This window comes from Glutamicibacter sp. AGC46, assembly GCF_053543715.1.
Genome location: NZ_JBLVOJ010000025.1, coordinates 386,832 through 398,962, shown reverse-complemented (window position 1 = coordinate 398,962; position 12,131 = coordinate 386,832). Strand labels below are relative to the sequence as shown.

Genomic DNA, 12,131 nt, shown 5'->3' with positions numbered 1-12,131 from the left:
GGAATTGCCTTGAAGGCCAAGGCCACTATTGCGTTCAACGTACTTGGCGCTCGGACTGGGCGACACGGTAGCTGGCCAGGGTGGCCACGGCCGCGCGTTCCCAGGTGAAGAGGGCCGAATGTTCCAGCGCCCCATGTCCGGCAGCGGTAATCTGTTCAGGATCCCGGGCCAGTTCAAGCAGCTTGGCGGCCCAAAGCTGGGCATCAGGCTCGGTCATGAGCCAACCGGATTCGCCGTCATTGACGGCGTAGGCCAACCCTCCCACCGCATTGGCCAACACCGGCGTGCCGCAGGCCTGCGCTTCGGCGGCCACCAATCCGAAAGTCTCGGAGAGCGAGGGCACCGCGACGACATCGGCATTGGCGAAGACGAGCGCCAGCTTCTCGGGGGAGAGCGGATCGAAGAACCGGACGACGTCCTCCAGGCCGTGGTGTTGGACTTGCGCTGGCAGGTCGTAGTCCGTTGCCCCGGACAGCGCACCGAACAGCGATGCGGTAATGCGCAGGGCTGGATCCTCGCGACGCGCGATGCCCATGGCTTCGAGCAGAAGATGGGCTCCCTTCAGCGGTTGCATGCGCCCGGCGTAGACCAGGTGCAGGTCATCGTCTCCCAGAGGCCGGCGCAGCTTGTCCTGATCCGGGTGGAAGATGCGGTGGTTGACGCCGGGCAGGACGATGTCGAGCTTGTTCGAGTCCACGGCGTAGAAGCGCTGCAGCTGTTTCGCCTCGACGGGCGTGTTCGCGATGATGCGCGCGCAGTCGGCGAGCAGCTGCTTCTCTGCTTCCTTTCGCTTCCCAGGCTCGGGGAGACCTGATTCGTGTTCCTTGGCCGCGGCCGAGGTGTGCATCGAGACCAGCAAGGGAGCGGACCAGCGCTGCGCCAGTTGCAGCCCCACCATTCCGGAGAGCCAATAGTGCCCGTGGACGACATCGAACTTCATGCCGTGCAAGTGCGTTGCGATTTCCTCCGCGGCCTCGTCGATGATCGCCGGGAGCTGTTCCTTGGCAAGGTTCCGGTGGGCAGCGATCTGCACCTGATGCATCCACACGCCCTCGCTGACCTGGAGCGACTCGGATTCGTTGGCGGTGCGCGTGAGCATGTGGACTTCGTGGCCCAGGGCGCCCAGCGCATAGGAAAGGTTCTGGATGTATACGTTCATGCCACCTGCATCGCCGGAGCCCGGCTGCTGCATCGGTGAGGTATGCAGGGAAAGCATGGCTATGCGCATGTTCAGTACTCCAGTAGTGCTGTGCTAGTGACGGAATTTTTCGTTCAAAACTCCGCCTCTGATGCTATCAAGAAGCCAGGTCCAGCATGTTCGCGTTCGCCGATGTCCAGTGATCGACCATCTCCGCTCCGCCGTGGCCATCGGTCTCGCAGATAACCAGTGAGGAAGCTGGCCAGAGCTGGTGAAGTTTCCATGCCGTCATTGACGGTCCGGAAACATCGGCTCGTCCGTGGATCAAAACGGCCGGCAGGTGCCGGATCCCAGCCATATTCTCGATGATCGGCGGCTGGCAGAAACCATCATGGGCCCAGAAATGAGTGGTCAGCCGTGCCATCGAATGCCGGAAGCGGCGGTCATGCCAGCGCGGATCGCGGATTACCTGCTCCGATCCGAGGGAAATGTGGGTATCCTCCCATAGCGCCCATTCGCGGGACGCCGCATCGCGAAGTTCCAGATCGGTGGAGCCGAGCAGTTGCGCGTAGGCCTCGACCAGTCGCAGTTCACCCGCCGCGTAGGCCGGAATGTGGCTGCTGGCGAATCGCGAGAAGCGGTCCCATGCTTCCGGGAAGAGCGCTCCAACAGTTTCGGTGATCCATTGGACTTCTTCACGGCTCGTTGTCGTGACGGCGAAAAGCACCATGCCGACGACGCGTTCGGGATGGGCCTGTGCGTAGGCGAGAGCCAAGGTCGAGCCCCAGGACACGCCATTGATAATCCATTTCTCGATACCCAGCCCGACACGCAGCGTTTCGATATCGGCTATCAGCCGCTGGGTAGTGAATTCTCCCATGTCCGTATCCGCAGCGGCTGCCGAGGGGAGAGAACGTCCGCAACCGCGCTGTTCAAAACCAATGAGGCGAGTACGGGACAGATCCCAGCGGTTCCGGTAGCCGCTCGCGCCGAGTGTTCCTCCTGGTCCACCGTGCAGGTGCAGTGCCGGGATTCCCCCGGGACTGCCGAACGCTTCCCAGTACAGCTGGTGGCCATCATCAGTTGGCATGAGCCCCTGCTGGGCGGGGATGTTGCCCGGGGAAGAATCAGTCATATAAGCACTTTACGACAGCGCACGTGCAAGCGCGGCGGAGGCATGCGCCGCATCCTCAATCGAGGGCGGGGATCCGTTCGGATTAAATAAAGAAATCCCCGGTTGACCGAAGTCAACCGGGGATTCTACCTGTGCGCGAAAGGGGACTTGAACCCCTACCCTCTTGCGAGGACTAGCACCTCAAGCTAGCGCGTCTACCTATTCCGCCACCCGCGCAGGTTGTCTGTTGTTCGCGTTGTTATCGCTGGCAACGAAGTAAAACTTTACCACCCCCAGCAGGGGATTTCCAATCGGGAAACTCCCCGCAACTGGAGGGTGAAAACCCCGGAATTCCGCGGGAAAACCGGGATTGAGTAGAGGTTTAAGGTAAAAATTCAGAAAATCAGTGTCGAGCGTCACAGGAATATGATGCGATCTGCCTAGTGAAACCCGGGTTTAGCGGCTTTACTGCGCAGATGGGCCGTGTCTGGCGGACAGCGTTGCCGCATCGAGTACTTCGTTGAAGATCGCGCCACCAGGTTCCAAGCCGCGGCCCGCGGCCAAGTTGGGCAGGAGGACCGGAGAGAAACCCAGGGCGACGGTAAGTTCCGAAACCGTCTGGGCATCCTGCTTGTTATCCGAGGCGACGCCCAAGGCGCGTTGCGCGGATTGCTTGGTTGCCCGATCCGCGTCCATGTCCCAATGGCTGATGTGATTGAGGGCTTTGACCACGCGAGAGCTCTTGAAATGGGTTGCAATGCCTTCGGAGCTGGACAAGCCAGCGTCAAGTGATGTTTCCAGCCAGTCGGGAAGCGGCTCGTCTTCCCAGCGATTGGTCGCATCCACCAGCAAGATGCAAGCCAGGGATGGGACATCAATGTCGTCGAGTTCCTCTTGGGGCACCATGAGCACCACCAAATCGGCATCCTCGGCAATGTCTTCGGCCAGTACGGCGGTGGCATGCGATGCGTACTGTGCCAGGTGGTACTTCATCATCCGTGGAGGCCTGGAACCTGCGATGCGTACGTCGATTCTGGCCGATGCTGCTGCGCGGGCGAGGGCTGTACCGGCTCGTCCCGCTCCGAGGATTCCAATCCGCTTGATGCTCATAACCTCCAGCCTAAACGCGAAAGCCATGGTGGCATGCAAATCATTGCATGCGACCATGGCTTCTGGACCTAGCGAAAGGCCATCAGCTCCAGAGCGGAGCCAGGGACTTGTACAGCTGCTGTACGCCCAAGACGATGAACAGCGCAGCGGTAATCGCCAGTGCGGTGTTGGTATGCCAGCGGTTGGCCCATGCCTTGGGGATGCGCTTGCCGTTGAGCAGGCCCAGGAGGGTGACTGCCAGGAATGGCATGAACAGCGCACCGAGGACGCCATAGGCCAGAATCAGGGCAATTGGCTTGTCCAGCAGGAACAGCACCATTGGCGGGAAGGTCAGCCACAGGACATAGAACTTGAAGTACTTGCCGCCGGTCAGGGTATCCGGGTGGTTTGCCGGCTTCTTGCGCATATGGCCCCAGAAGTCGGCGAACATCAGGGAAACGCCGTTCCATACGCCGATGATCGACGAGAAGGACGCGGCCCAGAAACCAATGAGGAAGCCGTTGCCTACGACATCGCCGTATTCGGCCTTCAGCACGTCGCCCAGTTCCAGCAGGCCCTTGTCGCCACCGGAGATGCTCACGCCGGCGGCGCGAACAACTTCCGCGCCAACGATCAGCATGGCCAGCACGAAGATGCCGGTCATGACGTAAGCCATGGAGTTGTCGATGCGCATGACCCGCATCCACTTAGGGGTGTACCAGCCTTTTTCGCGCAGCCAGTAGCCGTAAGCGGCCAAGGTGATGGTACCGCCGACGCCGCCAGCCAACGCCAGGGTGTAGACCACGCCGCCTTCCGGGATCATCGGGATCAGGCCCTTGAGCATTTCCGGAATATTGGGCACAGCGATGAAAGCCAAGCCCACCACGGTTACGAACATGATGCCCACCAGTACAGCGGTGATCTTCTCGAAGAAGCTGTACTTTCCGAACCAGACCATCACGAAGCCCAGCAGGCCCATGATTACTGCCCAGATTTTCAGATCCACTGCCGGCATCAAGGCTGCCAGCGGCAATGCAGCGGAACTCATCGCTGTAGCGCCGTAAACGAAGCCCCAGATGATGATGTAGGGACCGAAATACCAAGTGGTCCACTTGCCCAGGGTCTTCCAACCCTCGAAAATGGTTTTGCCAGTTGCCAGGGTGTAGCGGCCGGCGCCTTCAACCAGAACAATCTTCAGGATCACGCCGACAATCACTGCCCAGAGCAGCGCATAGCCGTACTGGCTGCCGGCTACTAGTGTGGCAACCATGTCGGCGGCGCCAACGCCGGTCGCCGCAACGACCAGTCCCGGGCCAATGACTTTCCAGCGCGGCGGGCCGCCACCGTCTAGGTCGGCGCGTTGCGCCTGGATGTTTTCGCTCATTTGATTTTCCTTTTGCCACAGTGCGATGCCGCCGCGGAGTCGCATCGGCAGTGACGCGGACCACGGGGGTGTGAGATCGTATTCAATCTTGGTAGTGATCTTTCTTACTGGCAAACTCACAGTCAAGTACTAACACTTTCTTAGGAATGCAGTGACCTGGAGAACACTGCGTGCCCCGATTGGTAGAATTGAGCAGTTACCCATGGGCGCCGAGCCCGGATCTGAACGTCGAGGATGATGCCGTGCAGCTGTTGATCGTCGAAGACGACCACGCCGTCGCCCGCGCCCTGATCGATGCCGTGAGTGCCGCAGGCCATCAGGCCGAGCATGTCAGCCGCGGTGCTGACGCGCTCTTGAAGCACCACAATGCACAGATGATCCTGCTGGATCTGGGCCTGCCGGATATGGATGGACTGGAAGTCCTGCGCAAACTGCGCCAAATCAGTGAAGTCCCCGTGGTCATCCTCTCGGCGCGCAATGACGAGCGGAGCGTTGTCCGGGGACTGCGCCAGGGTGCCGACGATTTCCTGGTCAAGCCCATCGGGCTGGCGGTTCTTCTCGCACGCATCGATGCGGTGGCCCGCCGCGCCAAGGTCCAATCCAATGACAATGGCGGTGTGCTCATCGCCGGCGGACTACGTATGGACACCGGGAAGCACGAAGCAATTCTGAATGGACGGCACCTCCAGCTGACCGCCAAGGAATTCGAGCTGCTGGCATTGCTGGCCCAGCATGACGGAGCGGTGGTTACCAGGGAGCAGATTCTTGACCGCTTGTGGGGCGACGCGTTCGTGGCGGTGTCGCGCTCCTTGGATGTGCACCTCACCGGTTTGCGCTCCAAGCTTGCTGCGCCCGGGATGATCGTGAACGTCCGCGGAGTCGGCTACCGGCTAGAGACGCCAAACCCGTGAGGCTGCGCGTACTGGGAATCCTGGGCACGCTGCTGCTTGTAATCGTCGCCATCGTCAGCGCGATGCTGTTGCAGAGCGTCAGCCGTGATGCCACCGCTGAAGTCCAGCTGAACCGGTTATCGGCATTGAACCGCTTTGTCCAGCTTGCCGCCCATGCTGATCTGGCAAATGACATGTCGCTGCTCCAGCTGGAGATGGACACCTATAGCGACCTCTATGGCGAAGGGCTGCTGATCAATCTGGGCCAGCGGCAACTGGTCTCGGGCAGTATCGATCCTGCGGATCCCGACGTCGCTGGCACCGTGCGCGATTCAGAGCTGAATCTGGGACTGGTCCAGATCCCGCCGATCGATCCTCTCTCGGATGCCACCGCCTTGCTCTCGCAGCCGTTCGGCAATTCTGCCCAAGTGCTCGGCTCTGTCACGATGCAAGTGAACTTGGAAACTGCACGCGCCAAGGTGCTGGAAAAGTCCAGCCTGCTGTGGCTTGTCGTCATTTCCATTGGCGCTGGACTCCTGCTCTTGGCCGACCGCCTGACCTTCTGGGTGCTCCGTCCGGTGCACCAGCTCAATGATGCCGTCAATGACATTGCGCGGCATCAGGCACCGGTCCTCCTCGAAGAGCAAGGCCCACCGGAACTGCGCCGGCTATCGCGGTCGCTGGGCAGCATGGCCCGAACTATGGCCGAGAGCCTGAAGCAGCAGCAGGAGTTCATTGCTGAAACTTCCCATCAGCTCCGCAACCCCGTTGCCGCCTTGCGGTTGCGCGTGGATCTTTTGAAGATGCGCATGGGCGACCAAGCGGATCCCGCCGGAGTGCACGCGGTGGAAAACGAACTGCATCGGGTGGAAACCTTGCTGGACGGTGTCATGCGCTTGGCCAGCGCCGAGCATCGGCTAGCCGAGCAAAATGCGGGGGAGTCCTTACCCGAGACAGCCGTGCACGGCCAACAAGTCGACGTCGGGCAAATGCTCGCCGAGGAGGTCGAACGCCAATCCGAGGTTGCCCGGCAACGGGGAAACCAGCTGCTGCTCGATGGCAGTGCCACCTCGGGGCCGACCGCCATGGTGTGGTGCAACGGATTCGATTTGCAGCAGATGCTCGCAGAACTACTGGAAAACGCGTTCAAGTACGCTCCTGGCAGCAAGATCGTCCTGGGCCTGCGGCTCGATCCGGGAACTGCCAGCATCCAAATACAGGATCACGGTGCCGGAATGAACGCTGCTGAACTCGCGAATGCAGGCGAGCGATTCTGGCGTGCAGAACGTGTACGGCACAGTCCGGGAACAGGTTTGGGACTGGCTATCGTGGATCGCTTGGCGCGCGCGAATGCCGGTGAGCTCACGCTTGAATCGGCTCCGGGCGAAGGGCTCAAAGCAACGATCAGCCTGCCCCTGCATGGCGGCAAGCCCGAGGTGCCCGATGAATCCTGAGCCCATGCCGTCGCGGCGGAACTTGCTTCGATATCTCCTGGCAGCCCCAGTCGCCGCCGGACTGCCAGTACTGAGTTCCTGCAGCTCGTTGCCCGCTGCGCATCGATTGGATATCGCCTCCGGTGAAGACGGGGGCATGTACTTCCAATTTGCCTCGTTGCTCTCCAACGCCTTGGTGGACCACGGCGTCGCCGAGCATTCCACAGCCCTCAACACCCAGGCCAGCGCCCAGAATCTGGCGATGCTCGCAGAAAACAAGGCCGGGCTGGCTCTTGCCCTAGCCGATACGGTGGACCAGTACCGGAAGGACAGTGCTCCACACGCGCAGCCGCTGGCCCTGGGCCGCGTCTACCAGAACTATTTCCATTGCATCATCCGCACAGCAGCCGGGATTAGCTCGCTGCAGGATCTGGCAGGACGCACCATCGGCACCGGCGCGCCAGGGTCAGGTACGTGGGTGACCGGCCAGCGCATATTGCGGGCAGCGAAGCTGAAGAATCGCGGGATCGCGCCCAAGGAGCTGCAGTACGGGTACGTGGCAGGGCTGGAGGCGCTGGGCAAGGGAAGCATTGACGCGTTGTTCCTTTTCGGCGGCCTGCCGGTTGCTTCGCTGAGCCGGCTCGCTTCAGCCATGGACTTGGGCCTGCTCGATGTTTCAGCGGTGCTGCCGCAGCTGCGCGAGCAGTACCCGGATCTCTACGACGGGGTAGTCATCCCGGAGGGAACCTACCGCGGAATCAAGTCCGTGGAGACGATCGGGGTTGGCAACCTGTTGATGGCGCGCGCGGACATGCCCGAGGAGCTGGCCGGAGCCGTCGTCAAGCTCCTGGTCGCCCATGCCGATCAGCTGGTGCCAGAATCCAGTGCCGGCATCCAGTTCTTGACCCCCGAAACCTTGGTCAGCACCGGAGGCCAGCCCCTGCACCCGGGCGCGAGGAAGGCCTACCAGGAACTTCACGGCTAGAAATTGCGCACGTGCGCACACGACGGTGAGGGCTTTGCCCACTAGTGTGTATTGCAAAGCACTGCTACGAGAGGATCATTGGCGATGTCCACTGCTGGCGACATTCCACTCATGGAAAATGAAGCCGTAGAGATCTGCAGGAAACTGATTCAGATCGACACGACGAACTATGGAGGCAACAAGGGCGCGGGGGAGCTTGAAGCCGCCCGCTATGTCGCTGGGCTGCTCGAGGACGTCGGCCTGGATAACACGATCTATGAATCCGCTCCCGGGCGGGCCAACGTGGTCACCCGCATCCCGGGGGCCGATCGGGCATTGCCGGCCCTGGTCGTGCACGGCCACCTGGATGTCGTGCCGGCCATCGCCGAAGACTGGAGCGTGGATCCTTTCGGGGCCCGGATCATCGATGGGATGATCTGGGGACGCGGAGCGGTGGACATGAAGAACATGGACGCGATGATTATCGCCGCCATCCGGCACCTGCAACGCGAGAACATCACCCCGCGGCGCGATCTGGTCATCGCCTTCTTCGCCGATGAGGAAGCTGGCGGGGACTATGGCTCCGGCTGGATGGTGCAGAACCATCCCGAACTCTTCGCCGGGGCGGCCGAGGCCATTAGCGAAGTCGGCGGGTTCTCGGTCGAAATCAACGGCCGCCGGGCCTACATGCTGCAGACTGCGGAAAAGGGCATCGCCTGGCTGAAGCTGGAATCCAAGGGCATGGCCGGCCATGGCTCGCAGCTCAACACCGATAATGCGGTCACCCATCTGGCAGGAGCCGTCCATCGCATCGGTGAGCATCAATGGCCGCTGTCCTACACCAAAACCACCCGCGCATTGCTTGAGCAGGTGGCCGAGCTGTCCGGACTGGACTTCGATGAAGCCGATCCGGCCCCGCTGCTCTCGGCCATGGGCAATGTCTCGCGCTTCGTCGGGGCTACCTTGCAGAACACCGCGAATCCCTCCGCCCTGGAGGCAGGCTACAAGCACAACGTCATTCCCGGGCAGGCCCAAGCGCTGATCGACTGCCGCACCCTGCCCGAGCAGCACGAAGCCACCTTGCAGACCCTGCGTGAACTGGCCGGGGAACACGTCGAGCTGTCCATGGTGCATGAGCAGGAATCCCTGGAGGTGCCCTTCGCCGGTGCGCTGGTGGATTCCATGATCGCGTCGTTGCTGGCTGAAGACCCGGATGCCGTGGTTCTGCCCTATATGCTCTCTGGCGGAACCGATAACAAATGGCTGGCCAAACTGGGGATCACCGGCTACGGATTCGCGCCGCTGCAACTTCCTGCCGAGCTGGATTTCACCGGAATGTTCCATGGCGTCGATGAACGCGTGCCGGTGGACTCGATCAAGTTCGGCGTGCGGGTGCTGCAAAACCTCTTGCAGGAATACTAGAACCAGCGTTGGCCCAGCCAGCACAACAGAATCCAGGAGCAGAATCCTTGACCATCGAATCCATACTGAGCGACGAGCTGCTTGAGCGTTTCCGGGACCGGGCCGCCGGCTATGACGAGTCGAACTCGTTCGCCATCGAAGACTTCAACGAACTGGTGGAACTGGGCTACCTCAAGGCGCTGGTGCCGGCAGAGCGCGGGGGACTGGGGTGGAACTTCCAGACCCTGGCCCTGGCCCAGCGCCGCCTGGCCACCGCGGCACCCGGCACGGCCCTGGCGATCAACATGCACCAGGTATGGGCAGGCGTCGCGTACTTGCTGCAGGCCCGCGGGGACCGGCGCCTGGATATGGTGGCCGATTGGATTGCCGAGGGCGAAGTGATGGCGTTCGGGATTTCGGAGCCCGGCAACGACGCGGTGCTCTTCGACTCGAAGACCAGGGCGAGAACCGCTGCCGATGGCTCGGTGGAGTTCAACGGCGTGAAGATCTTCACCTCGCTGGCACCGGCGTTCACCCGATTGGGGGTGTTCGGCAAGGATGAGGAATCCGGGGAACTGGTTCATGGCTTCGTAGCCAGGGGCGAGGGCGTGCATTCCCTCGACGACTGGAACACCCTGGGCATGCGGGCCAGCCAGTCGCACACCACGAAGCTGGAAAATGCGGTCGCCCCGCGCGAATGGGTGCATAGCCGGCTGCCGGCCGGCCCTAACCAGGACCCGCTGGTTTTCGGCATCTTCGCATCCTTCCTGACCCTGACCGCAAGCGTCTACGTGGGCATCGCAGATCGCGCGGTGACCCTGGCCCAGGAGGCCCTGGGCCAGCGGGTGCACCAGGACGGGACCCGGTATGCGCAGGATGTGCGGGCCCGCGGGCTCTTGGCCGAAGCGGCGATGCGCTTGCTGGCCCTGGATGCCCTGCAACGCTCGGTGGCCGGTGACCTGGAGGCCAAGGCGGATCACCAGGGCGCGTGGTTCCCCAAGCTGGTGACGCTGCGCACACTGGCAGGGGACACTGCACGGGAGAACATCCAGGTGGCCGGACAGCTGCTGGGCGGTGGCGGATATTTCCGGGGATCGGAGTTCGAACGGCTCTACCGCGACGTGCAGGCCAGCTGGTACCACCCGTCCAATGCCGCCTCGGCAGCCAATACGGTGGCCTCGTGGCTGGTAGGCCCGCTCGACAGCTGAGGCAAGGACCCGCGATGGCCGTGAGGGCCAATCGCGGGCATGGTGCCATGTGCCCAGTTGCCGGTTCAGGGAGCCAGGGTGCTGCGAATGCGCATCACCCGGCGGCGCAGCCAGTACTTTTGGGCGCCGCCTTCATAGCGGCAGGTGCGCATGAGCTCCCATTTGCCGTTATCGGCGTGCTCCCGCAGGGCGGCGCGGGCGACATGCTTTGGTTCGCCCGGGAAAGAAGTTATGACCAGGTATTCAAAGCGCTGGTCATCGGGATGATGCAGCGGTGGCTTAATTCTTTCTTCGAGCATCCTGCCCCCTATCTAAAGAACGCCGTGCGTTGTAGCCTCATGCTATGAGTACTGAACCGAGTTTTGCACTGCAAGCATTTATTGCACGCCTGGAGCAGCACCTGGCAATTGTGTCGCAGAGCCGCGGTGCTGGCGAGGCATCCGTCGACGCGGCTTTCGGCGCGCTGGCCGATGCCTTCGAAGACTATGAAGACGCCCTCTACGATCAGTATTCCGAGTTATTGCCCTTCACCATACCCTCGGATGATGCGTGAGTACGACCACGGAGTGAATTTTTCCTATTCCGTGTTTCTGAGTCCGGATAGTCGCAATCGGTGAAGTAATGTCGAGGGGTGAATTGGTTTGAAGCAGCTTTCCTAGGATTGATCCAGGGCCTGACCGAGTTCCTCCCGATCTCGTCCTCAGCCCACTTGCGTATCGTTGGCGAACTCCTGCCCAACGCCCAAGACCCCGGAGCGGCATTTACCGCCATTACCCAGCTGGGTACCGAAACCGCAGTGATCGTCTTCTTCTGGCGTGACATCGTGCGGATCATCGGCGCCTGGTGCAAGGCACTGGCCGGCAAGATCCCGCATTCGGATCCGGATGCCAAGATGGGCTGGCTGATCATTATCGGCTCCCTGCCGATCGCGATCCTGGGCCTGCTGCTGGAAGACTACATCGACACGAACTTCCGTTCGCTGTGGATTGTTGCGACCATGCTGGTGGTCTTCGGGCTGATCCTGGCCATCGCCGACCACTTCGGCAAGCAGCAGCGCACCTTGGACAAGCTGACCGTCAAGCACGGCATCTTCTACGGTTTCGCCCAGGCCATGGCCTTGATTCCGGGCGTCTCGCGTTCGGGCGGCACCATCACCGCAGGTTTGCTCATGGGCTACACACGTGAAGCCGCAGCCCGCTACTCGTTCCTGCTGGCGATCCCGGCGGTGTTCGCTTCGGGCCTGTACAAGCTGGTGAAGTCCTTCGACGAACCAGGTGTCTACACCCTGGCGCAGACCGGTGTCGCTACCGTCGTGGCCTTCGTTGTCGGCTTCCTGATTGTGGGCTGGTTCCTGAAGTTCGTTTCCACCCACTCCTACCGCTTCTTCGTCTGGTACCGCATCCTGCTGGGCCTGGCGCTGTTCGTCGCTCTGGGATTGGGCTTGATAGCCGCCTGATCCAGGTTTTCCAAGATGTCCGTGGACTGCTTCACGGGCATCTTGCAGTTAACG

The 12,131-nt window shown here is 61.6% G+C and carries 13 protein-coding genes and 1 tRNA gene; 7 read left to right on the top strand and 7 right to left on the bottom strand.

What is annotated here, in order from left to right; translation table 11 throughout:
• Positions 1-34: 34 nt before the first annotated feature.
• The 6 genes from ACNPM8_RS16845 to ACNPM8_RS16820 form a co-directional block, all read right to left on the bottom strand.
• On the bottom strand, positions 35-1,228 hold the full coding sequence (locus tag ACNPM8_RS16845) for a glycosyltransferase (RefSeq protein ID WP_105661264.1): 1,194 nt from the start codon (positions 1,226-1,228) through the stop codon (positions 35-37).
• 67 nt (positions 1,229-1,295) lie between these two features.
• Positions 1,296-2,273: an alpha/beta fold hydrolase gene (locus tag ACNPM8_RS16840; protein ID WP_448940249.1), complete on the bottom strand. Its 978-nt coding sequence runs from the start codon at positions 2,271-2,273 to the stop codon at positions 1,296-1,298.
• Positions 2,274-2,405: 132 nt separating this feature from the next.
• A tRNA-Leu gene (locus ACNPM8_RS16835) sits at positions 2,406-2,489 on the bottom strand.
• Complete coding sequence (locus ACNPM8_RS16830) at positions 2,472-2,672, bottom strand: hypothetical protein (protein WP_448940248.1); 201 nt, start codon at positions 2,670-2,672, stop codon at positions 2,472-2,474. Before ACNPM8_RS16830 ends, ACNPM8_RS16835 begins: the two co-directional genes overlap by 18 nt.
• A gap of 45 nt (positions 2,673-2,717) precedes the next feature.
• Positions 2,718-3,362, bottom strand: a complete 645-nt coding sequence (locus ACNPM8_RS16825) for an NADPH-dependent F420 reductase (RefSeq protein WP_448940247.1) — start codon at positions 3,360-3,362, stop codon at positions 2,718-2,720.
• 82 nt (positions 3,363-3,444) lie between these two features.
• Entirely contained in the window at positions 3,445-4,725 is a 1,281-nt protein-coding gene (locus ACNPM8_RS16820) for an Nramp family divalent metal transporter (RefSeq protein ID WP_133833386.1), read from the bottom strand.
• Positions 4,726-4,967: 242 nt separating this feature from the next.
• Here ACNPM8_RS16820 and ACNPM8_RS16815 point away from each other — a divergent pair, with 242 nt between their 5' ends.
• The 5 genes from ACNPM8_RS16815 (at position 4,968) to ACNPM8_RS16795 (ending at position 10,621) form a co-directional block, all read left to right on the top strand.
• Positions 4,968-5,636, top strand: coding sequence for a response regulator transcription factor (locus tag ACNPM8_RS16815; RefSeq protein WP_332731153.1), 669 nt, complete (start codon positions 4,968-4,970; stop codon positions 5,634-5,636).
• Positions 5,633-7,069, top strand: a complete 1,437-nt coding sequence (locus tag ACNPM8_RS16810; protein WP_448940246.1) for a sensor histidine kinase — start codon at positions 5,633-5,635, stop codon at positions 7,067-7,069. The genes ACNPM8_RS16815 and ACNPM8_RS16810 overlap by 4 nt, the downstream gene beginning before the upstream one ends.
• Before the next feature lie 4 nt (positions 7,070-7,073).
• Complete coding sequence (locus ACNPM8_RS16805; protein WP_448940245.1) at positions 7,074-8,033, top strand: TAXI family TRAP transporter solute-binding subunit; 960 nt, start codon at positions 7,074-7,076, stop codon at positions 8,031-8,033.
• Between the two features lie 111 nt (positions 8,034-8,144).
• A complete protein-coding gene (locus tag ACNPM8_RS16800) occupies positions 8,145-9,434 on the top strand; it encodes a M20/M25/M40 family metallo-hydrolase (RefSeq protein WP_448940244.1) in 1,290 nt (429 codons plus the stop codon).
• Positions 9,435-9,481: 47 nt separating this feature from the next.
• On the top strand, positions 9,482-10,621 hold the full coding sequence (locus ACNPM8_RS16795) for an acyl-CoA dehydrogenase family protein (RefSeq protein ID WP_448940243.1): 1,140 nt from the start codon (positions 9,482-9,484) through the stop codon (positions 10,619-10,621).
• Between the two features lie 65 nt (positions 10,622-10,686).
• Here ACNPM8_RS16795 and ACNPM8_RS16790 read toward each other — a convergent pair whose 3' ends face one another.
• The gene (locus ACNPM8_RS16790; RefSeq protein WP_105657828.1) at positions 10,687-10,920 is read right to left on the bottom strand and encodes a DUF5703 family protein; all 234 of its coding nucleotides are present in this window, start codon (positions 10,918-10,920) and stop codon (positions 10,687-10,689) included.
• Positions 10,921-10,964: 44 nt separating this feature from the next.
• On the opposite strand from ACNPM8_RS16790, the gene ACNPM8_RS16785 reads away from it, so the two are divergent.
• Both ACNPM8_RS16785 and ACNPM8_RS16780 read left to right on the top strand, forming a co-directional pair.
• A complete protein-coding gene (locus tag ACNPM8_RS16785; protein WP_105657829.1) occupies positions 10,965-11,174 on the top strand; it encodes a hypothetical protein in 210 nt (69 codons plus the stop codon).
• Positions 11,175-11,252: 78 nt separating this feature from the next.
• Positions 11,253-12,077, top strand: a complete 825-nt coding sequence (locus ACNPM8_RS16780; protein ID WP_332486266.1) for an undecaprenyl-diphosphate phosphatase — start codon at positions 11,253-11,255, stop codon at positions 12,075-12,077.
• Positions 12,078-12,131 lie beyond the last annotated feature (54 nt).